35 protein-coding genes are annotated in these 19,041 nt (G+C 56.8%); 26 read left to right on the top strand and 9 right to left on the bottom strand.

From position 1 onward, the window contains the following. Positions 1 to 22: 22 nt before the first annotated feature. A complete protein-coding gene (locus tag WDZ78_RS23050) occupies positions 23 to 499 on the bottom strand; it encodes a hypothetical protein (RefSeq protein WP_425674372.1) in 477 nt (158 codons plus the stop codon). Then, positions 499 to 1,149, bottom strand: a complete 651-nt coding sequence (locus tag WDZ78_RS23045) for an XRE family transcriptional regulator (protein WP_425674371.1) — start codon at positions 1,147 to 1,149, stop codon at positions 499 to 501. The genes WDZ78_RS23050 and WDZ78_RS23045 overlap by 1 nt, the downstream gene beginning before the upstream one ends. Positions 1,150 to 1,235: 86 nt before the next feature. On the opposite strand from WDZ78_RS23045, the gene WDZ78_RS23040 reads away from it, so the two are divergent. Continuing rightward, the gene (locus tag WDZ78_RS23040; protein ID WP_425674369.1) at positions 1,236 to 1,478 is read left to right on the top strand and encodes a transcriptional regulator; all 243 of its coding nucleotides are present in this window, start codon (positions 1,236 to 1,238) and stop codon (positions 1,476 to 1,478) included. 53 nt (positions 1,479 to 1,531) lie between these two features. Here the strand turns inward: WDZ78_RS23040 and WDZ78_RS23035 are convergent, their stop codons facing one another. Further along, on the bottom strand, positions 1,532 to 1,735 hold the full coding sequence (locus tag WDZ78_RS23035) for a hypothetical protein (protein WP_112766455.1): 204 nt from the start codon (positions 1,733 to 1,735) through the stop codon (positions 1,532 to 1,534). 26 nt (positions 1,736 to 1,761) lie between these two features. On the opposite strand from WDZ78_RS23035, the gene WDZ78_RS23030 reads away from it, so the two are divergent. The 15 genes from WDZ78_RS23030 to WDZ78_RS22960 all read left to right on the top strand — a co-directional run bounded on the left by WDZ78_RS23030 (position 1,762) and on the right by WDZ78_RS22960 (position 8,475). Next, the gene (locus WDZ78_RS23030; RefSeq protein WP_425674368.1) at positions 1,762 to 2,136 is read left to right on the top strand and encodes a hypothetical protein; all 375 of its coding nucleotides are present in this window, start codon (positions 1,762 to 1,764) and stop codon (positions 2,134 to 2,136) included. After that, positions 2,133 to 2,261 carry a hypothetical protein gene (locus WDZ78_RS23025; RefSeq protein WP_425674367.1) on the top strand — a complete coding sequence of 43 codons (129 nt, stop codon included), beginning with the start codon at positions 2,133 to 2,135 and terminating at the stop codon, positions 2,259 to 2,261. The genes WDZ78_RS23030 and WDZ78_RS23025 overlap by 4 nt, the downstream gene beginning before the upstream one ends. Positions 2,262 to 2,509: 248 nt before the next feature. Continuing rightward, complete coding sequence (locus WDZ78_RS23020) at positions 2,510 to 2,761, top strand: DUF2312 domain-containing protein (protein ID WP_425674366.1); 252 nt, start codon at positions 2,510 to 2,512, stop codon at positions 2,759 to 2,761. Between the two features lie 4 nt (positions 2,762 to 2,765). After that, a complete protein-coding gene (locus tag WDZ78_RS23015) occupies positions 2,766 to 3,152 on the top strand; it encodes a DUF1064 domain-containing protein (protein WP_425674365.1) in 387 nt (128 codons plus the stop codon). Next, a complete protein-coding gene (locus tag WDZ78_RS23010; protein WP_425674364.1) occupies positions 3,149 to 3,661 on the top strand; it encodes a GcrA family cell cycle regulator in 513 nt (170 codons plus the stop codon). The genes WDZ78_RS23015 and WDZ78_RS23010 overlap by 4 nt, the downstream gene beginning before the upstream one ends. After that, a complete protein-coding gene (locus tag WDZ78_RS23005) occupies positions 3,661 to 3,924 on the top strand; it encodes a hypothetical protein (RefSeq protein WP_425674363.1) in 264 nt (87 codons plus the stop codon). The genes WDZ78_RS23010 and WDZ78_RS23005 overlap by 1 nt, the downstream gene beginning before the upstream one ends. Further along, a complete protein-coding gene (locus WDZ78_RS23000) occupies positions 3,917 to 4,438 on the top strand; it encodes a hypothetical protein (protein ID WP_425674362.1) in 522 nt (173 codons plus the stop codon). Before WDZ78_RS23005 ends, WDZ78_RS23000 begins: the two co-directional genes overlap by 8 nt. Further along, positions 4,435 to 4,929, top strand: a complete 495-nt coding sequence (locus WDZ78_RS22995; RefSeq protein ID WP_425674361.1) for a class I SAM-dependent methyltransferase — start codon at positions 4,435 to 4,437, stop codon at positions 4,927 to 4,929. The genes WDZ78_RS23000 and WDZ78_RS22995 overlap by 4 nt, the downstream gene beginning before the upstream one ends. Next, positions 4,926 to 5,243 (top strand): hypothetical protein, encoded by a 318-nt coding sequence (locus WDZ78_RS22990; protein ID WP_425674360.1) that lies wholly within the window; start codon positions 4,926 to 4,928, stop codon positions 5,241 to 5,243. The genes WDZ78_RS22995 and WDZ78_RS22990 overlap by 4 nt, the downstream gene beginning before the upstream one ends. Next, a complete protein-coding gene (locus tag WDZ78_RS22985) occupies positions 5,236 to 5,586 on the top strand; it encodes a hypothetical protein (RefSeq protein WP_425674359.1) in 351 nt (116 codons plus the stop codon). The genes WDZ78_RS22990 and WDZ78_RS22985 overlap by 8 nt, the downstream gene beginning before the upstream one ends. Position 5,587: 1 nt before the next feature. Further along, positions 5,588 to 6,238 carry a hypothetical protein gene (locus tag WDZ78_RS22980; protein ID WP_425674358.1) on the top strand — a complete coding sequence of 217 codons (651 nt, stop codon included), beginning with the start codon at positions 5,588 to 5,590 and terminating at the stop codon, positions 6,236 to 6,238. Then, a complete protein-coding gene (locus WDZ78_RS22975) occupies positions 6,177 to 6,821 on the top strand; it encodes a hypothetical protein (RefSeq protein WP_425674357.1) in 645 nt (214 codons plus the stop codon). Before WDZ78_RS22980 ends, WDZ78_RS22975 begins: the two co-directional genes overlap by 62 nt. 48 nt (positions 6,822 to 6,869) lie before the next feature. Beyond that, positions 6,870 to 7,352, top strand: a complete 483-nt coding sequence (locus WDZ78_RS22970; RefSeq protein WP_425674356.1) for a helix-turn-helix domain-containing protein — start codon at positions 6,870 to 6,872, stop codon at positions 7,350 to 7,352. Continuing rightward, positions 7,349 to 8,131, top strand: coding sequence for a DUF7221 family queuine tRNA-ribosyltransferase-like protein (locus tag WDZ78_RS22965; RefSeq protein ID WP_425674355.1), 783 nt, complete (start codon positions 7,349 to 7,351; stop codon positions 8,129 to 8,131). Before WDZ78_RS22970 ends, WDZ78_RS22965 begins: the two co-directional genes overlap by 4 nt. Continuing rightward, entirely contained in the window at positions 8,128 to 8,475 is a 348-nt protein-coding gene (locus WDZ78_RS22960) for a hypothetical protein (protein ID WP_425674354.1), read from the top strand. The genes WDZ78_RS22965 and WDZ78_RS22960 overlap by 4 nt, the downstream gene beginning before the upstream one ends. Here the strand turns inward: WDZ78_RS22960 and WDZ78_RS22955 are convergent, their stop codons facing one another. Genes WDZ78_RS22955 through WDZ78_RS22935 form a run of 5 tightly spaced genes read right to left on the bottom strand, consistent with a single transcriptional unit; the run spans position 8,476 to position 9,782 of the window. Next, the gene (locus WDZ78_RS22955) at positions 8,476 to 8,769 is read right to left on the bottom strand and encodes a hypothetical protein (RefSeq protein ID WP_425674353.1); all 294 of its coding nucleotides are present in this window, start codon (positions 8,767 to 8,769) and stop codon (positions 8,476 to 8,478) included. It abuts the gene before it with no gap. After that, positions 8,766 to 9,017 carry a hypothetical protein gene (locus WDZ78_RS22950; protein ID WP_425674352.1) on the bottom strand — a complete coding sequence of 84 codons (252 nt, stop codon included), beginning with the start codon at positions 9,015 to 9,017 and terminating at the stop codon, positions 8,766 to 8,768. Before WDZ78_RS22950 ends, WDZ78_RS22955 begins: the two co-directional genes overlap by 4 nt. Next, positions 9,014 to 9,307, bottom strand: a complete 294-nt coding sequence (locus WDZ78_RS22945; RefSeq protein WP_425674351.1) for a hypothetical protein — start codon at positions 9,305 to 9,307, stop codon at positions 9,014 to 9,016. Before WDZ78_RS22945 ends, WDZ78_RS22950 begins: the two co-directional genes overlap by 4 nt. Further along, entirely contained in the window at positions 9,304 to 9,507 is a 204-nt protein-coding gene (locus WDZ78_RS22940) for a hypothetical protein (RefSeq protein WP_425674350.1), read from the bottom strand. The genes WDZ78_RS22945 and WDZ78_RS22940 overlap by 4 nt, the downstream gene beginning before the upstream one ends. After that, entirely contained in the window at positions 9,504 to 9,782 is a 279-nt protein-coding gene (locus tag WDZ78_RS22935; protein WP_425674349.1) for a helix-turn-helix domain-containing protein, read from the bottom strand. The genes WDZ78_RS22940 and WDZ78_RS22935 overlap by 4 nt, the downstream gene beginning before the upstream one ends. 329 nt (positions 9,783 to 10,111) lie before the next feature. Here WDZ78_RS22935 and WDZ78_RS22930 point away from each other — a divergent pair, with 329 nt between their 5' ends. Continuing rightward, positions 10,112 to 10,651, top strand: a complete 540-nt coding sequence (locus WDZ78_RS22930) for a hypothetical protein (RefSeq protein ID WP_425674347.1) — start codon at positions 10,112 to 10,114, stop codon at positions 10,649 to 10,651. A 159-nt stretch (positions 10,652 to 10,810) separates the two neighbouring features. After that, positions 10,811 to 11,056: a hypothetical protein gene (locus tag WDZ78_RS22925; protein WP_425674346.1), complete on the top strand. Its 246-nt coding sequence runs from the start codon at positions 10,811 to 10,813 to the stop codon at positions 11,054 to 11,056. Here WDZ78_RS22925 and WDZ78_RS22920 read toward each other — a convergent pair. Continuing rightward, entirely contained in the window at positions 11,033 to 11,371 is a 339-nt protein-coding gene (locus WDZ78_RS22920) for a hypothetical protein (RefSeq protein WP_425674344.1), read from the bottom strand. The genes WDZ78_RS22925 and WDZ78_RS22920 overlap by 24 nt on opposite strands. A 576-nt stretch (positions 11,372 to 11,947) precedes the next feature. Here WDZ78_RS22920 and WDZ78_RS22915 point away from each other — a divergent pair. The 8 genes from WDZ78_RS22915 to WDZ78_RS22880 all read left to right on the top strand — a co-directional run bounded on the left by WDZ78_RS22915 (position 11,948) and on the right by WDZ78_RS22880 (position 18,992). Continuing rightward, positions 11,948 to 13,162 carry a hypothetical protein gene (locus WDZ78_RS22915; RefSeq protein ID WP_425674343.1) on the top strand — a complete coding sequence of 405 codons (1,215 nt, stop codon included), beginning with the start codon at positions 11,948 to 11,950 and terminating at the stop codon, positions 13,160 to 13,162. Continuing rightward, positions 13,152 to 13,685 carry a hypothetical protein gene (locus WDZ78_RS22910; RefSeq protein WP_425674342.1) on the top strand — a complete coding sequence of 178 codons (534 nt, stop codon included), beginning with the start codon at positions 13,152 to 13,154 and terminating at the stop codon, positions 13,683 to 13,685. The genes WDZ78_RS22915 and WDZ78_RS22910 overlap by 11 nt, the downstream gene beginning before the upstream one ends. A gap of 136 nt (positions 13,686 to 13,821) precedes the next feature. Beyond that, entirely contained in the window at positions 13,822 to 15,408 is a 1,587-nt protein-coding gene (locus WDZ78_RS22905) for a portal protein (protein ID WP_425674341.1), read from the top strand. Positions 15,409 to 15,606: 198 nt separating this feature from the next. Beyond that, a complete protein-coding gene (locus tag WDZ78_RS22900; RefSeq protein WP_425674340.1) occupies positions 15,607 to 16,350 on the top strand; it encodes a hypothetical protein in 744 nt (247 codons plus the stop codon). Positions 16,351 to 16,368: 18 nt separating this feature from the next. Beyond that, the gene (locus WDZ78_RS22895; RefSeq protein ID WP_425674339.1) at positions 16,369 to 17,349 is read left to right on the top strand and encodes a major capsid protein; all 981 of its coding nucleotides are present in this window, start codon (positions 16,369 to 16,371) and stop codon (positions 17,347 to 17,349) included. Positions 17,350 to 17,384: 35 nt separating this feature from the next. Further along, on the top strand, positions 17,385 to 17,885 hold the full coding sequence (locus WDZ78_RS22890) for a hypothetical protein (protein WP_425674338.1): 501 nt from the start codon (positions 17,385 to 17,387) through the stop codon (positions 17,883 to 17,885). Positions 17,886 to 17,914: 29 nt separating this feature from the next. After that, entirely contained in the window at positions 17,915 to 18,286 is a 372-nt protein-coding gene (locus tag WDZ78_RS22885) for a hypothetical protein (protein ID WP_425674337.1), read from the top strand. A 121-nt stretch (positions 18,287 to 18,407) separates the two neighbouring features. After that, the gene (locus tag WDZ78_RS22880; protein ID WP_425674336.1) at positions 18,408 to 18,992 is read left to right on the top strand and encodes a hypothetical protein; all 585 of its coding nucleotides are present in this window, start codon (positions 18,408 to 18,410) and stop codon (positions 18,990 to 18,992) included. The last annotated feature ends 49 nt before the right edge of the window (positions 18,993 to 19,041 follow it).

The following is a 19,041-nucleotide window of genomic DNA, read 5'->3' as shown; positions in this document are numbered from 1 at the left end:
ATGGTGTAATTAATCTCAGCGATTAGTAGCCGCGTGTGCTGAGGTGCGTCTGCATCGCATCGTCTATTCTTTTTCGCTCGCTGGCGTAGTAGTTGGGGCCGATCGCTTTTGCGCCTGCTCTCCAATCGACAATTCGATTGTCAATCATCTCGCGAGCTGGCGCGAGGTCAGACATGTCGCCCGCCTCACATCTCTGCTGCGCAAGTTCTTCACCTCTTTCTCCGAATTTAACCTGAAGGTCCAATGCCAAGCTATTGCATGATGCCTGTATGTAGGCGTCCCACTGATCTCGACACCGTTGAATCGCGGCTTTGCTTATCGTGGATGCGGGTTCGTCCGTCATCTCTGCGTAAATCGAGGCCGCCTTGAGTGAGCACAGCTTTGCTTCTAGCAATAAATCTGACTCGGCCTTTTTTGCGACTCGTAGCTGGACGTAGAGTGGCTGATCCTCAAGTTTTTCCTGCGCAAACAACTCGCCCGACGTGCTCAGTGTCAGCATCAACGCCGTCGATAACTTCCAACAACCAAGTGACATACCGGCCATTCCTCCCGGTCCAGCGTGAATTCTGCCGGCTCATCCGGGCCGGGATTGTATTGCTTCAGGTGCCACTTATCTGCCGTCACCTTAGTCAGAAGCTTGATCACAGCATAATGTTCGCCGTTCACGTCTATGGAGCAAACCACCACTTCATCGCCGGGCTTCGGCGGCATGTTCGGGTGCACGAGGGCGAGATCGCCCTGCCGGAAAGCGGGTTCCATGGAATCGCCTACGATATAGAGGCCATACCCATTCTTTGCTTTAGCCAAAGGCTCCGGGCGCTTCACATAGTCAATCGGCTCTGGTGAGACGAGGATGCTGTCGTCGATGGCTCCGGCGCGCACCGATACGTAAATTGGCAGATCAGCGATCCCAACAAGTTCTGATTTTGGAACAATAGGCTGCGCTGCCTGGGCGGATGCTTCCGTCAATGCCTCAAGGGGAATGCCAAGCACGTTGAAAACGGCAGGCAGAAACTTTGACCGCTGGCTCCGGTTGTTCTCGATCTTATCGATAGTTCCTTGTGACGCACCAGCGCGCTCCGCCAATGTCTCTTGAGACATGCCGAGTGCTTCTCTGCGTTCCTTAACGAGTTTTCCAAACGATTCCATGCGGTTAAAATACCCCTTTTGGTGTAAAAATCAGCACTCTTTTGGGTGTATTGACGATTACACCATATAGTGTCATTGTGGGTGTTATGAGCGACACTCACGAAAACCCACTCATCCGTGCCGCAATCGAAATTGTCGGCAGTCAAACGAAATTGGCGGACGCCATTGGCGTTCGTCAGCAGACGATCTCAAAATTGCTGCTTGGCCAGAGAGAAAAGATTTCTGGTGAGATTGCCGTTGGCATCCATCAAGCCACCAGCGGTGCCGTCCCGAAGTGGAAGGTTCGCCCCGATCTTTTCGAGGCTCCTGTTTCTGCGGAGGTGGCGTGATGGACATTGCCAGCCAATATCCAGAGTTCACTGCCGCGCTTCGTGCGCGTCGGTCAGCGTGGCTCGGAAGCCATCAGGAAAGCGACCGTTGCCTCGGTAGCCTCTCTGGCTTCTCCGGGCAGGGCCGGGGCCAGATTGGAAAGCTCGTTCGTTACGGCTTCCAGAAAATCGGCCGCGTTCTCAATCGGCTTATAGATCGCGGCAGTGAGCGCGATGATGAGCGTTGTGTTTGCTGCGGCAAGGTCCGTGGGCGTCAAGGTCATTCTCCGTTGGGTGATCGTTGATGTCACTTACCTTACCGTTATTTCGCGAAGGTGGATTCGGAAACAATCGAAAGGGGATTCGGTTCTCTGACGCTGTTTGCGATCTAGCTCGCCGTTTGTGGCCGTCGAAGACTGCTGCAAATCTTGCTGGACGTGCCGGAACGTCGGTTCGTGCAGCTGAACTCTGGCTTGAAGGCCGGACGGAGCCGGGTGCGGAAGCGCTCGTCCAGTTGCTTCGTTCCGATGCCGGTTTCGAGCTTCTTCAAAATCTCATGGAAGGCTCCGGCACCCGTTGGTGGCGCGAGTTCGAGCAGGGCGTCCAGATCGCCGAGCTTGAGCAGCAAATCGCGTGGCGGAAAGAGAGCCTGGCGAAACTGAAAGGGGAATTGAAATGATCCGCAGTTTCTTCGTGGACATGTTTCTCCGCGCCTCGTCATTCTTCAACTGGTGTGCAGAGAAGGCGCAGAACGCGGCCATCTTCCTGTTCAACTGGCGTCGGGGAAAGAAGGTGCGCCGATGATCGCCCTGTCCGCTGCGCTCGCCGTTCTGATCGTTCTGGCATTTGTCGGCCTCGTTGCCGTGAGCCTGCGCGCCCAGATGGCCGGCCCCACGATCTGGAAATGATCAAGTTTCCCCTGCGCTGCAACGAGTTCGTTGCGGCTCAAATCGATCTCGATTGCCAACAGGCGATTGAACACGTTCCCGGCGCTGCCCTGCTTCATCGCCCGTGGAAGCCTCGAAAATCAAGCAGGTTTGGAGCGATAGAAAATGAGCGAAACGAGTACGGAGACGGTTGCAGCCGCTGAACTGCGCCAGATCATCGAGCGGATCGAGCGCTTGGAGAGCGAGAAAGATGCGATCCAAGGCGATATCAAAGACGTGATGGGCGAGGCAAAAGGCCGGGGTTACGACACCACCGCGATCCGCACAATCATTCGCCTCCGCAAGAAGGACGCGAACGAGCGGATCGAGGAAGAGACCATCTTGCAGGCCTACATGGCTGCACTCGGGATGGAGTGAGCCGATGGTTTCACCTGCAATGCATTCCGGCAAACGCGGCGCTGCTGCCAGAGGTCAATTTGCTCTCGGCCGCCTGAAAACTGGCGAGCGAAACAAAACCGAGGCGGCATATGAAGAGACGCTGAAGCTGAGGATGCAGGCAGGTGAAATTCTCTGGTTCTCGTTCGAGGGCGTCAAGCTGCGCCTTGCTGACCTGACTTTCTACACTCCCGATTATGCGGTGATGCTCTCCGATGGAACGCTCGAAATGCATGAGGTCAAAGGCTTCTGGCAGGACGATGCGCGCGTGAAAATCAAAGTCGCCGCCGATCTTTTCCCCTTCCGATTTATCGCTGCCATGCCTCGCAAAAAGAAGGATGGCGGCGGCTGGAATATCGAGGTGTTCGAATGACCCACGTGTGGACCGATGCAGAAGTAGAGACACTGAAGACGATGTGGAACAAAGGCCACAGCGCGGGCGAGATCACCGAAGCGATCCCCGGCGTCACGCGAAACAGCGTGATTGGCAAGGCTTATCGTCTCGGCCTCCGCGAACACGTCAACGCTCCGAAGCTGAACAAACCTCTGCCGGTTAAAGAGAAAGCTGACAGGCATGTGAAAAAGCTTGTTCGCGATCGACGCGTGAAAATTTCAAAGCCCGATCCGGTGAAGGTTGCCGAGGTGCGGCGGATCGCCGAGCGCGCGCAAGCGCTGCCAGCTCCTGCACCCCTAAATTTCACGCTGCTCGAACTGAACCACAACGATTGCCGGTGGCCGGTGTCAGGCGAGGGCGCAAAGATGCTGTTCTGCGGCCACAACGTCGAGGACGGCAAATCCTATTGCCCGTGCCACGTTCGCATGTCTGTCGGTCGCGGTACCGAGAGCGAGCGCAATGCGGTCTATGTCGGAAAGGCTGCGTGATGAACACCGGAGAGCGTCCTATTCCCGGCGTGCTGTATGGCGATGAACTCCCCGAAGTTCACGCTGAGATGGATGCATTTGATCAGCTTTCTCCGCGAGTTCGGAAGGAACTCGCGAACATGCCTTATGACTGCGATGCGCTCGAAATCTTCCGGGCCTCCAATCTGGGCGTTGATGATCTCTCAATAATTCTTGAGCTGCGGACGATCGCCAGAGACGCCGTCCATGCAGCCTATGTGGATAGGGGCGTTATCAATGGGTAAGTATTCCAATTTTCCGCGCATCGAGCGTGACGCATACCAGACAATCGATCCGCGCGCTGTCGACAAGCTCCTGCCGCATTTGCACGGTGTCCGCACCTTTGCCGAGCCGTGCGCCGGGGAGGGCCATCTCGTCGGCCAGCTTCAGCGCGCCGGTCTCGTCTGCACCTATGAGGGCGATATCGGTTCCGGCCTCGATGCCCTGACGCACCCGTTCGATCAGGACGCCGTGTTTGATGTCATCATTTCCAACACGCCATGGGACCGGCCGATCCTGCACGCGATGATCTTGCGGTTTCAGGTAATGGCCCCGACGTGGCTGCTGTTTGACGCCGATTGGGCGCACACAAAGCAGTCCGGTTCATATCTCGACCAGTGCAGCCATATCGTTTCTGTCGGCCGCCTGAAGTGGATCCCCGACACAAAGATGACCGGCAAAGAAAACTGCGCCTGGTACCGCTTCCACGCCCAGCACACGGGCGGCCCTCGGTTCATTGGTCGCGAGGTGGCAGCGTGAACAAGCCGGTTTTAGATGTTTGCTGCGGGAGCAGGATGTTCTGGTTCGACCGGAGCGACAAGCGTGCCGTGTTCGGCGATATCCGCCGAGAGCATCATACGCTTGCGGATCGCAGCAGCGCCGGAGGAAGCCGGGAGCTTGTCATCGATCCAGACCAGCAAATTGATTTCCGCACCCTGCCGTTCGAAGACGACAGCTTTCATCTGGTTGTTTTCGATCCTCCCCATTTGGTGCGCAACGGTTCGACCGGATGGCTCGCGAAAAAGTACGGCAAGCTGGAAGGCGATTGGCGTGAAGATATTCGTGCCGGGTTTGCCGAGTGTTTTCGGGTTTTGAAGCCTTACGGAACGCTGATTTTCAAATGGAACGAAACGGACGTGAGGGTTTCGGAAATCCTGAAGCTCACCGACGCGAAGCCGCTCTTCGGCAATCGTTGCGGCAAAACAGCGAAGTCTCACTGGATCGTTTTCATGAAAGGCGGTGCAGCATGAAGTGCAACTTCGTCGTCGGCCAGCGGGTCGTTTGCATCGATGACAATTGGCCGGAACAGGCAGTCATCAATGGTACCTCAATTATCGTGCAGGGCAGCGCTCGCGTTCCGATGTTGAATGAGGTGTTGACCATTGTGGCGATTGTCCCGGTCGAATCTCCAATTCTTAAAACACAGCGCGTCGCGCTATTGTTTGCAGAGATAGCAGAGGGATGGAATTCCACACATTTCCGCCCGCTGGAAGAACGCAAAACCGACATCAGCGTCTTCAAAGCCATGCTCACACCGGCAGGGAGGATTCCTGTCGATGCTTGAAAAAGTCTCCTTTCACTCCGTCATTCGCTATCTCGAACGTGTGCTGCACCTGCCTGTGGATGAATGGCTGCGTGGCAAGGAGCACCTGAACGAAAAGGCACGCGCTGAACACTGCTGCAAGTGTGCTGGCCTGCCTGTGGATGCCGTGCGCCTCACGATGCTGACACCTGCCGTCATCCGGCAGATGAACCGCAACGACAGCCACAAGGCCAAGGTGATCACCGCTGAAGCGATCTTCGTTGTCGTCGAGGGCCGCGTCGTCACTGTCCTGGCGCTCACCATGCAGGCTTACCGGAAGAAGAAATACAAGCCGTACAAGAGCCGGCAGTTGGAAGAGGTGTAACGTGCCAGTCAGCGCCGCGACACTCTCCAAGCTTATTGCCGCTGGCCTGTCGGGTCAGGAATTGATCGATGTCGTTGCATCGATTGATGCGGATATGGATTCGAACCATGCGCCTAAAAAGCGGAGCGCCGGAGCCATCCGTCAGGAGCGTTATCGTGAGCGGAAAGCGTCACAAAGCGTAACAAGTGACGTAACGGAAAGTGACGCCCCCCTTTCTGATAAAGAAAAGTCCCCCACACCCCCTAAAGAAATTAACTATCCCCCGTCCTCGCTTCGCTCGGAAACAAAACGCGCGACCCGCCTTCCGGCCGATTGGTCGCTGCCGTCGACGTGGGGCCAGTGGGCTTTGCAGCAAGGCCATTCCGAAGCCCATATCCGGCTCGAAGCCGACAAGTTTCGGGACTTCTGGTGCAGCAAGAGCGGCAAGGACGCAACGAAAGTCGACTGGCTCGCCACGTGGCGGAATTGGATCCGCAACTCGAAGCCCGCCGCGCACCGGGGACAGGCACCGCCGCCCAGGATGACGCACCACCAGCAGCGACACCACGACGCCCTCAAAGCAGCAGATGAATTCATAGGGATCAACCGCGATGAACCAGAATTTGCCGGTAGCACTTTCGACCTTGACCCGGGAGATTTCCGTTCTCACTGAGAAGCTTCAGCCGATCAACGATGATCAGGCCGGTGTCGCTTTCCGTCGCCTGCTGATGACCGGCCTTTCGCTGCCGGCATCGATGGATGCGGCAAAAGCCCCTGCGATCTATGCGTTTGCGCTGCGTGGCATTTCCAGCGACGGGCTGACGCGCGCTGTCGAGAAGGTGATCAGGGGTGAATACGAGAACCTGAACCGTGCGTTCATGCCGACGCCGCCGGAGCTGGCAGCGCTGGCCCGAGGTGAAGAACGAACACTGGTCAACGATCTGGTGCGCCTGAAGGACAAGCGGGAGGCGTTGACAGCAAAGCCGGTCGAAAAGGACCGGTCGCCGGAAGTCATGGCCCGCGTCCGCGCGCTGCGCCAGAAGGCAAAGCAGGAGCTGCAGTCGCCCAGCCAGAATGTGCCGACCAGCGCGCCTATGACCGACGAGCAGGCGGCCTATTGGGCGAAGATCAACAGCATGGTGGACGCCAACAACGTTTCGGCCGAGCAGCGCGCTTTCAGGGGCAAAATCGCAGCCGATCTACAGGCGCATGAGCCTGCGCCGACGAAAGAACCAGCGTCCGATATCGAGTTCTGACGGCACATTTCGGCACGAAACGGGACACTTTGAGACATGGCGGGGAATATGAAAAACACGAAATATCTATCGATACCGGACATTTGCCAGCGTTATGGCATCGGGCGCTCGACGTTTCACCGCTGGGTTCGAAACGATCCATCATTCCCGGCCGCCGTGCTGATCAGCAATCGCCGGTATTACTCCGAACTGGATCTGATGCGCTGGGAATCCGCCCGTGGTGGCGTCGATCCCGACATGCCCGACCGGATGCACGGCCTGAAACCCTGCTCACCGGTGATCACGCAGTACGACGAGCTTGTCGAGGCATTGGTGAAGCGCCGCAAGGAACTCGGACTGTCCAGCATCGAGCTGGATGCCAAATCCGGGGTGCAGGAAGGCTACATCTCGAAGCTCGAAAACTATGACCGGCCACAAGGTCGAGGGGTTGGCAAAGAAAGCTTACCGCTTTGGCTCGGTGGCCTGAAGTGCGGAATAGTGCTCGTCGATCTGCCGCGCCGGCCGCGTCAGAAGAAGGGAGGCCAGGATTGAAGGATCTGGTTAAATTCTTCGTCGGCCTTCATCAACCCGCCGATGCGCGTCATTTTTCGCTCGCATGCATCAGCATTAATCGCTTGCGGGGTAGAAAAAAGCCAGTGCAGTGCGCGGAGGTCCTGGTGGACAGCGGCGCATTCACAGAAATCTCCAAGTTCGGAGGCTATCGCCATTCGGTGGCGCAATACGCGTCAGAGCTATATCGCCTACACGTGGGCGGTGTGGTGAAAATCGTTGCCGCTGTGGCGCAAGACTATATGTGCGAACCGTTCATCCTTTCGAAAACCGGCATGTCTATTGAGGAACATCAACGCCTTACCATCCAGAGATATGACGATCTGATCGCGGAGTTGAATCGGCTGTTCGACGGCTGCATTCCCTTCCACGTCATGCCGGTTATCCAAGGTTTCGCACCATCAGATTATGCCCAACATATGAAAATGTATGGCGACAGGCTCACGCCGAATATGTGGGTGGGTGTGGGGTCAGTCTGCAAGCGGCAAGGTGATCCAAGGGCTATAATTGCAGTGCTGCAGGCGATTGTTGCTGAACGTCCGGACCTGTTGCTCCATGGGTTCGGAGTAAAAATCACATCTCTTCTACACGCTGGTGTCAGGGCGATGCTCGCAACAGCCGATAGCATGGCGTGGAGCTTTGCAGCTCGAAAGCAGGGCAGAGATGCGAACGATTGGCGTGAGGCTGAGCGTCTTGTTCAGCGTGTCGAAGATGCTGCCAATCAAAACAACGACCCCTGGCAAATGGAGATGTTCGCATGATCAGGACTTGCAGCGGCACTATTCAGACTTTCGTCAGCCATAGCGCGCCAATCCCGCAGTGCTGCCCCGTATCATCAAATCCACTGCCTGGATCGCGAGTGACGGTGTGCTACATCCCAAATGATGTAGTGTTTCCAGTCGAAGATTTGGCGAGCTTCATCGATGAATATGTCGGCGGGCATAAGAGCCGGGATGTCCGCAACATGGAAGAAATGGTGCAGGATTTGGCAGTCCGCGTCAGAGATGTCGTCGGCGTTGCAGTGAGAGCATATGCTGATCTCATTATTCAGCCGCCATATGGTGGCGCGCAACAGACGATGCGAGTATCAGCCAGGGCGAAATGATCACCTCGGCGTCATCACCTCTTTGCACCGGTCCCAATATTCCTCGCATTTCTGTGTCGCTATCCTGGCAGTGTCCACCCAGCCTGTGTTCGGTGTCGGTGGACTGCCTTTGAACGTGCGAGGATACCAGCCCGACCATTGCCATTTGCCCTTTGTCGGGCCGTGCATCTCTTTTCTGATCCGGCCGACAGCGCCGTCACCGTCGTAACCGATCCAGTCGAAGTCAGTCGGCGGATCGTTCTCGTCGATCTGCGTGCGCTTCCATGTGTATTTGGGCTGATACTGCTCTGTCATTGGTCGAGCGCTTTATCGATCCGCTCATTCCATAGCCGGACAGCCTGATCAGCGTATTCATCCCTCTCCATCGGCCGCGTCGGCGTCTCTTCGCGCATCGCTCGTAGCGCTGTCTTTGCCGCCGCTTCAAAATCCCGCCAGTTCGCATCCACATTCGCAATCACATGCTTGTGGTCTGCCGGCGCATCAAAACGCGCTGCATAATGCTCTGTCGCCAGTGCTCGGGCTATCTTTTCGATCAGGTTCAATTGTGATCCTCCAATGCAGCCCCAACAGCCGCCCTCATAACGCCGCGCGCCATCGGATATGTCTCATCGGCCGCAACATGATCGAACCAACCCGTCGCCGCTTCAAGCATTTCCGGCGTTGGCTCTCGCATCGCCTCAATCGCGGCTTTGGCTTCATCATGCGCATCCAGAATATGATCCGGGTCAAGCTGGTAAAAGAACGCCTCTGGGTCATTGCCGTACATTTGCGGCTCTGGATCGTAGTATCGGCGTTTCAGGATTGCCATGGCGACCTTCTCTATCATGTTCATATCAGCACCTTTCCGAGCAGTATAAGGCCAGCAATAAGCCCGATTGCCGCTATGGCTATCGGCGGGTAGATCACATATGTCAGCGCTTCTGGGCCTTTTCCTGCGCCGATCCTGCTTCCGATCACCACAGACACAGCGCACAGCAGGATAACACTCCAAATGTAGATAGATGCTGCGCCAATCATTTCGAGACTGTTCATTGCTTGTCTCTCCTGACCAATATCTCGACAGGCACAGTCGGCAGGTATCGCACAGTCAGCCAGTCGAATTGAATGCCCATCGTCACAGCAGCAACCACCATACGGTATCGCTTCCGCGCCTTATCATCGATCTTCTTGTCGCCGCGCTCATAATCCTTGATCGCATCCGCAGAGAAGCCCGTCAGCGCCGCCATCTCTGTTCGGGATAGCTCAAGCACTTCCTCACGCCAGCGCCTGCACAGCACGTGTTCTGGCTCGATATCGCTATTATCCATCGCAAATCCGTCATTCCGGCAAGGTGTATAACACCTCATAAAGCGCAATATACAGGTGTTATGCACCCGTGCAAAGCACCATCTGAAAAGGCCCAATGGGTGTTTAACACCCCTCTCTTTTGGAGAGTGTCAACGAAGATGAACAAGCCGCATTGAAATCATTGAATAATTTCCCTGTGCTTTGCGTCCACCGAATCAATCATGCTACCCAACGCGCGGCGCTCCCCCTTTCTCCACTCGCTCTGCCCTCTCAACCCATAGAAGCGAAGCCAGAGCCGACCAAGGCGGCGGCGCAGCGACACACGAACTCAACGGGTCAAGGACAAGCGATGGTCATGCCCTCCAAGCAGAGCCTTACAGCTCACAGCAAAGCCGCTCAGACAGCAGCAGCAACCCTCCGCAAAGAAAAAAAAGCGCCGGTCATCACCGCCAAACAGCGCAAGGCAATCCACGCCATGGTGTTCGATGGCTTGAAGCGCCCCGACGCAGCGAAAGCCGCCGGAATGCACGATGACACGCTTCGCCTCGCTCTCCGCAAAACAGATGTGCTTGCTTATCTGAATGAGTGTCAGGAGGTGTTGAGGACTAGCCTCCGGCCTCGGGCGCTGCATACGATGGGTGAATTGCTCGATACGAAGAACGAGAGCGTGAAGTTCAAGGCGGCTGAGTATCTGGACGGCCTGAACCGTGGATCGCATACGGTTGGCGCAACACAGGTCAATGTGCAGGTCAACAACAACGTGACCACGCACGTCACCCCTGGTTACGCCATTGATCTGCGGCCTGATGAGCGCGACCAGATAGGCCATCAGGAGCAACATGGTGATAAGTCGTTAGAACTACAGGTGAATGTTCCTGATGATGAGTGAGGAACGCGGCCCCCGGGGGGCGTTTTCGCCTGTTTCGAGGCTGAAACGGGGGTGGGGGGGCAAAATTGGGCGTGAGTTTTCCAGTTCCACCCTCACACAATATTCGGCCCATTCAGGAATGTTCGATCAGAAATATTTTTCACCACATGGAGAAACGCGATGGGCAAGTCGGTGATGAGGATAGACAAGGGTTTCGTGGCCCACTTCCTGACAGCGATGCCGGAGGGAACGATTGTATCAGGAGCGAAAGAGGTTTCGGAGCATCACATCATCGTCGATGTGTCCGGTCCGCTTGTCCCGGATGTGCCGGAAGTCACCGGGGTCGCCACTGCGAAATTCAATGATGACCGTGTGGCAGAGGTGAGTTGGCGGTTTGATCCGTCAGGATTTCAGAGCAAGAAGTAATTGGCCAACACCGACAGCGAGGTTGGCGGCGTTGAAGCCGTGGTTCGATAGAAACGCTTTAGTCGTGGCGAGGCCTGAGAGTTTCTCAACGGTGTCTTCTCTCGAAGACCCGGACTCCGAAGCTTCAACCAAGGCCGTAGAGATTTCTGAAGCAACATCATCGGGGATGCTGATTCTTTGACCATTTACGACGATAGCGCGTTCAACATTGGAAAAGTTGTTATCTTCCGCTTCGACGCATTCAATGTTTGCCCCTGAAAGGATAACGGCATTTTTAGTTTGCATGAAGTTGTTGCGCTTCAGAACAATTTTCATCTGATCCCCCATTCTTTTGATGTTTTCCAGAATGCACAGGCTGCGATGGCGCGCAAGCTGTGCTTTGCCGCGATTTCCCGGCGGCGCGACATTGCATCATCTCAAGCGATGGAGAGATGCGGTGAAAGCTTTCTGGAAATTGGTGGTGCGGATCGGTGAGGCATTGCTGAAGGCGGCGGGGGCGCGCTGACCGATATGCTACAAATCATCGAGCCGGATCGGCCGACGACACTCCCGACAATCGAGCTTGATGAGCAGGGCCGCAAGATTTACCGGCCCGATGGCAAGGTTCTGCGCGATTTCCTGCGCTGCCGGAAGCATGTTTCGGTTGTCCGGGGGTCTATCGGGTCTGGTACGTCAACGGCCTGCATCATGAAGATGTGGTTGATTTCGTGTGAGCAGAAGCCGAACCATGATGGCGTCCGCAAAACGCGCTGGGCGGTCTGCCGCAACACCTTTCCTGACCTGAAGAACACGACGGTAAAGTCATGGCTCGACTGGTTCCCTGAGGAAATCTACGGCCGGTTCTATTGGGACCGGCCATTCAAGCACATCATCCGGCTGCATGATGTCGAGATGGAGGTGATCTTCCTGGCGCTCGACAGCGAAGACGACATCCGCAAGCTACGATCCTTCGAATTTACCGGGATATGGTTCAACGAGCTGGAGTTCATCGAAAAGGCCATTCTCGACGAGGCCGAGTCTCGAACAGGCCGATATCCGGCAGTGAAGGACGGCGGCGCGACATGGGACGGCGTGATTGCCGACATGAACGCCCCGCGCGAAGATCATTTCATCCCGCTGATGATGGGCGAGGTTCCTCTGCCGGACGATTGGACGGAAGAAGAGCGTCTTTCATACCGGAAACCGGACAATTGGGGTTATCACGTCCAGCCGCCGGCCATGCTGGAAATCAAGGACGCGTCGGGTTCGCTGGTCGGGTACAAGATGAACCCACTGGCCGAGAACACAAAGTGGCTGAAACCCGGATATTACGCTGAAAAGATCAAGGGCAAGACGAAACAGTGGATCGACAGCCGCGTGCTGAACAAGATCACGGTCTATGTCGATGGTAAGGCGGTCTGGCAGCAGTTCAGCGAAGACACACATGTGTCGAAAACGCCGTTGGAGCCGGTGCCGGGGTGGCCGGTTTATGTCGGTTTGGACTTCGGGCGCAATCCGGCGTGTGTTGTGGGACAGCTCGTCAACAATCGGTGGCGGATTTTCGCGGAATTGACCGCGCGCGACGCCGGCGCATCGATTTTCGCGCCTCTGGTCAAGCAATTGTTGGACCGGAGGCTCGGTGATTGGCACGTTTCGAGCCGCGAAAAGGCCGGATACGGCTATTCTGTAGAGTTCTGGGGTGATCCGAAGGGGCAGGACGGCACCCAGGCTGACGAAAACACGGCATATGACGTTTTCCGCAACCACGGCATGCCAGTCCGGCCCGCACCGGTCAAAAACAACCATATTCAGACGCGTATCGAGGCCGTCGAGTATCCGATGATCACGATGGTGAACGGTATGCCCCGTTTGCTGGTCTGTGGTGTGAACTGCCGGACGCTCAAGGTTGCGATGGCGGGCGGCTATCACTTCGCCCGCATCAAAGGCACGTCGCGGCACAAGGACACGCCGGAAAAAGACCGATATTCCGACATTGCCGACGCCTGCCAGTACATGGTGCTGGGCGCGGGCGAGGGCCGGGTCGTGACAGGCAATGATCGAGGCGGCAGGCGTGGCCCGGTCGATATCAAGGTTCACAAAAAATCGAGGCGGCGCGGTGGGTTCTGATTTTCAAACAGGCGGAATCCGCCTTTCCGAGTGCGAGCCGAAAGACTGGTATGTCGTCTTCACCGAAGAGAGCGATAAGTGGTGGATTCGCTGGCTGGCGCGGGGCCGGTTCAAGCACGTCTCCTGTTTCGGCTACGTCGAGCGCGCCTATTCGTGGGTGTTTTACGATTTCTATCTCGACCGCGCCAGGATCATGCTGGTGGGCGATCATGAAGCCGATGCCATCCTCGGCCATTACGCGGACGCTGGGACTGTCGTTCGCATGGCGCGTCCCATAGGTCGAGAGTACGAAGTCAATTTCCGATCCGGCTGGTGGTGTGTGCCGGCAGTCGCCCACATTATCGGCCTGAAGTCTTGTGCTTTGCGGCCAGATGCCTTGTTCCGGCAATGTCTTGCCAACGGTGGTGAAATCATTGGTGGACGAGATGAAGGTAAAAACGCCCGAAGACCCGGAACTGAAGCGGCAGCAGGAAGCGGCGGCGCAGGAGAAGGTCACGACGATTCAGCAGCGTCTGTCGTCTGACACCGATGCTGCGCTCCGCCGGTTTGGTGCTCGTCAGTCATTGGGGATGACTCCGTCGATCGGGGGCGGCTCCTCCAGTCAGAGCGGTCTAATGGGGGCCATCGCCCGGTCATACAGACAGTGATTGAGGTGTGGCGTGGCTGACACGAAAGCAGTTTCCAGTTTCCCGGCTAAAACCTTTGCCGAAGACGCACTGTCGCGTCTGGCTGATGCGAGGTCGCAGAAATCCGATGCCCGGAAGGATATTCAGGAAGCGCTTTTTTTCACGCGCCCCCGCCTGAGTTACAATATCGATTCATCGAACCGGCACACGAAACGCCGCCAGGATGAGGACGAAGACCTTGCGACCGGCATTGGCTCTGAAGTTTCCGAAGATTTTGCGACAGAGGTTGTTTCTGCATTTTTCCCCGAAGGCACCGATTGGGTCGCCGCGACGATAGACAAGTCGTCTATCAGCGATGACGTGGAGGAATCCGCTATCACTGATGCCGAAAAGGATGCGAAAGAGCGGAACGATTCAATTTTCGCCTCGATCCGCGCCTCGAATTTCGAATCCGAGCTTGGAACTTCGCTCGATCCGCACGCCTCTGTTGGCACAATCGCATGGTGGATCGATAAGCCTTACAACACCCGACCAACGAATGTGCAGCACGTCCCATATCGGGAGCTGGAATTCAACATTGAGGCCGATGGGTCTGTCGGTGATCGCTTCCGCGTCCGCTGGGTCTTGGGATCGAGGCTGAAAAGCGTCTTGCCTGATGTCGATATCCCGGCGGAAGTGCAGACCAAGATCAAGAATACGCGCAAATGCTGGATAGAGGTGGTTTGGGCATTCTGGCGCGACTGGTCGCAGCCGGAAGATGAGGTTTGGCAGCACGTTATTCTAGTCGACAAAAAGGCGGTTCACGAACAGAAATTGGTAGGCGAGGGCTGTCTGCCGCTCATCATCGCCCGATTTGCTCCCGACAGCGAATTTGCCTGGGGTTTTGGCCCGTCGATCAAGGCGCTTCAGGATTATCGCGTTCTCGACGTGATCACCGCGGCGACACAGGATCGTGTCGATATCGCGCTCGCGCCTCCAATTGGTTATCCCGATGACGGGGTGACTGATTTTGAAGGCGGACTCGAGGCAGGTAAGGCTTATCCGATGCGCCCCGGCTCGGGCCGGGACATTGCGAAACTCTATTTCGAGGGTGATGCCGATCTCGGATTCTACACCGCCCAGGACTTAGAGCGCCGAATCCGCCGCAAGCATTTCGCCGACTATCCCGAGCAGAAGGGCGACACCCCGCCGACCGCGACACAGTGGATCGACGAAATGGTGAAGTCGCAGCGCCGGATCGGTACCGCCGGCAAAAAATTCTGGCGAGAAGGCCCATATGAAATCTATCGGCGCTTCGAATGGCTTCTGAAGCAGGACGGCAAAATTCAGGATGTGGTGATCGGTGAACAGACGCTCACGCTGATTCCGAACAATCCGGCCACTCAAGCCGCAAATAATCAGAAGCTTCAGACAGGCATGCAGGTTCTGGGGATCGTCAAGGCTAACTTCCCTGAAACTGCCGCCGCGTCCGTCGATGAACGGGCGACGATCGATAACATTAAGAAGCTCGCCAACGATGAGGTTGTCGTTCTGCGGAGCGAGGCGCAAACGCAAGAGCTGCTTGGCGCGGTTCTCGGCGTAGCACAGGAAGCGGGCGTCGTACCGGGAGCGCAGCAATGAAATTCAGGACTGATGATCCCTATCTAAGAGCGGCTGTGTGGAAGATCGCCCGGACGCCAGAAGGCTCCGTTTTGTTCTCCGCTTTACAGTCGGTTGTCGAGGAAATCGGGCCGACTGATACCTGTGCTTTGCACGCTCATAACGAACGCCGCAAATTCGCTGCCAATCTGATAGCGATGGCAGAGGCAGAACGGAACGATGAGCGAAACGCAGACGACACAAGAGGTCAAAACGGAAACGGCAGCAACAACCGCCGCGCCGGAGGTAGTAAAACCCTCCGCCGAGGTCCAGCCGCCCGCGACTGAAAAGCCTGTCCGTCCCGATTACATTCCGGAATCTTTCTGGGACACCGACAAAGGGTTCAAGACCGAAGATTTTAACGCCCTGGTCGCGTTCAAGTCCGAACAGGACTCCCGCGTGGCTTCGGTTCCCGAGAACAAGGACGGTTACAAAGTAGCGTTGCCGGCCGAGTTCAAGATCGAGGGCCTTGAACTGCCCGAAGGCGAAAGCCCGATCAACGAAAATGACCCCCGCATCGGTTTTGCCCGCGAGTTCGCCCATTCTCAGGGGTTCACCCAGGCACAGTTCGAGGGCCTCGTCGCCCTCGGCGTGCAGATGGATTACGCGGAAAGCCAGCAGATCAACGAGGCTCTCGGCGAACAGGCCAAGGCCCTTGGCAGCAAGGCAAAGGAGCGGGTGCAGGCTATCACTGGATGGCTGGGCGCGCGCCTCGGCGGCGAGGCCGCTGCAGCTCTGGCGCCAATGATCCTTACTGCGAAACAGGTTCAGGCATTCGAACGCATCATGCAGCTCAACAGAACTGTTCCCGGTCACCCGGGGGCCGGACGCGATGGAACAGGCGATCCAACCAAAATTGACGGCTACGAGAACATGACCTTCCGGCAGAAATTGGCAGCAATCGACGCCCAGAAGTCTCGGTAATCACAGGAGATACCTTTAATGCCCATTCCAGCGGTCACCCCTTCCATCACGGCACCGATCTCGCTCACCGAGTATTACAAGACGCTGCCGGAAAACTCTGCCGAGCGCGTGTTCGTTGAGAACATGGCCCGCACGTCCGACCTTCTCGCCCATTTCATGTTCCTTCCCGCCACCAACGGCAAAAAGGAATTCATGGATATCGGCCGCCTGCCGTCTGTCGGCTTCCGTAACTTCAACTCCCAGGGCAACAAGGACACCGGTTCTTTCAACCTGCGTGAAGAAGATACGTTCCCGATGGATGAGTTCGTCGAAGTCGACCGCGCTATCGTGGATCGCCTCGGCCCCGACCATCGCTACAAGCAGATGGAGCTGAAGAACATCGCCCTCTCGCAGTATGCGAGCCAGATCATCATCAAGGGCGACAATTCGGCTACCGGCGCAAAGCAGCCGAACGGTCTGCAGGTTCGCTGCAACCAGGCAAACATCAACCTGTTCCACAACTCCGTGGCTTCCGGCGGTGCGGCCCTGTCGCTTGCGAACCTCGACATCCTTTACTGGTCCGTCAACAAGCCGACACACTGGCTGTTCCCGCGCTCCCTGATGCCGTACCTCGACATCGCCGCGCGCAACACCACCCTGACCGGCCAGTCGCTGGCTTACGACAATGCCCCCGACGAATTCGGCCGTCGCATCATGCGTTACAAGGGTCTGCCGATCCTTTTCGGTTACGAGCCGGACGATACGCCCGATCTGTTGCCGATGAACGAAGTCGGTCAGGGGGGCGGCGCGGCAGTCACCGGATCGATCTACTGCCTGTCCATGGGCGACGGCAAGTTCTATGGCATCGAGCAGACCCCGCTTTCCGTGGGTGACTTCGAGCGCCAGGTCGGCACACCGTTCGAAGTCGCAAACATCAAGTGGGATTGGGGTATCGTCCGCGAGCATCCGCGCGCGTTCAGCCGCCTCACCTCCATCACTGCAACAACCATCGTGGCCTAACCGGCCACGGTGTAACTTTCTTAGGAGATGGTGCAATGCCCCTAACGCAGTCCACACTTCCGTCTGTTGTCCCGGATTGGGATGTTCCTTTCGATGTCGCAACCGCGTTCGCGAACCCGCAGACACTCACCGCCACCGGCTACGTGAACGGAATTCAGGCGCAGGTCGATATAGGCGTCGGTCGCTGGATCGGCAAACTGGTTCTGGATATTTCGGCTCTCGATCTTTCGTCTGCCGATGAAACCTACCGCCTTCATCTGCTCGGGTCGAACGACGCCGCTTTCGGTAACGGCAACGTCGAAGTTCTCGCCACGCAGGATTTCGCAGCAGCAACCGCCGGTCGTCTGGTGCCGACGATTGCTCCGGCATCCGATGCTGTCCCGTCGCCACGCAAGAGCGCTTCGCGCTTCATCGTGCCTGTCACGAACCAGCGCGGAATCTACGTGTTCCGGTATCTTCAGCTTTACCTTGTCGCTGCCGGCACCACGCCCTCTATCACGCTCGCCGCCTGGCTGGCCGCTGGTCTGGACCCTTAACGGGGTCCATTCCGATTTAGGAGAGAATGATGTTCAAGAACGTTTTCCATATCGAAAATCCGACGACTCCGGTGGAAATGTACGAAGTCGACGCGCGCGGGGCCGTGGCCAATTTTCCGGAAGAATATTCCGAAAAGCCGTGGTCTGACGAACATGCTGAAGCATGGCGCGAAAAGCAGAAAAAGCCTGCAGAAAAGACCGACAAGCAGGAAGATTTCGAACCTGCGAATTTCACCGCACCTTTCGAGGCCAAGAACAAGGGCCGCGGCTGGTGGGCGATCTATGATGCCACGGGCGCGGAAGTCGTCGGCGGCATGCGTGAAGCTGATGGCATCGCGTTCAATGACATGAGCGACGATGACAAGCAGGAATATGTCAACGCCGAGTTGGCGAAGGGCTGAGGCTGGTAGTCATTCCATCGCGACCGGCTGGCTGAGGGGAACCGGGGGCATGATGCCCTCGGTTTTTTTGTGTCCTGCCTGTGCTTTGCCGGGCCTGTCTGAAACGGACATTCTCCGCTTCATGGACAAGCTGACGATACTCAACGACGCGCTGCGCGCCACCGGCAACAATACCGTGAATGTGCTCAACGATCCTTCGGATGAGTACATTATCGCGAATGGTGCGTTTGAGCGCGCCGTGCGGTTTCTGACAGCCCGCCATAACTGGCCCTTCGCAGAAATCAGCGAAGAGCTGGTGCGCGCACCAGATGCGGACAATAAATCCCGGCGCTTCTCCAAGAACGGTTTCCGACTCCCGGCCAACACCCTTCATGTGAAAGAGGTGTTCTACGGTTCCGCCTATCTGACGGACTATGAAATTCAGGGCCAAATCCTCTCCTGCAATTTCGATTCCCAGATATCGGCCACGGTCATCAAAGAGGTGACAACCGAGAAGTGGCACCCGATGGCGGCCGAAATCCTCACGCTCTACGTTGAGGCCGGGTGCTATCGAGGCCTGAACGAAGACCCCGCAGAAGCCCGGAACGTCGAGACGAAGGCGGAATTGCTGCTGGATGAGACACGCAGCCGTGTCGATCAGCAGAACCCAGCCCGCAACACCTATAAATCGAAGATCGCCGATGCGCGCCGGAGGCGTCGTGTATGAGCCTCAACGAACAGATCATCAGGCAGCGTGATTTCTCCGGCGGCGAGAT

The organism is Agrobacterium sp. M50-1, from assembly GCF_049843495.1.
GTDB lineage: Bacteria > Pseudomonadota > Alphaproteobacteria > Rhizobiales > Rhizobiaceae > Agrobacterium > Agrobacterium radiobacter.
The sequence above is the reverse complement of the archived record's forward strand: the minus strand, read 5'-3'. Positions and strand labels throughout refer to the sequence as shown.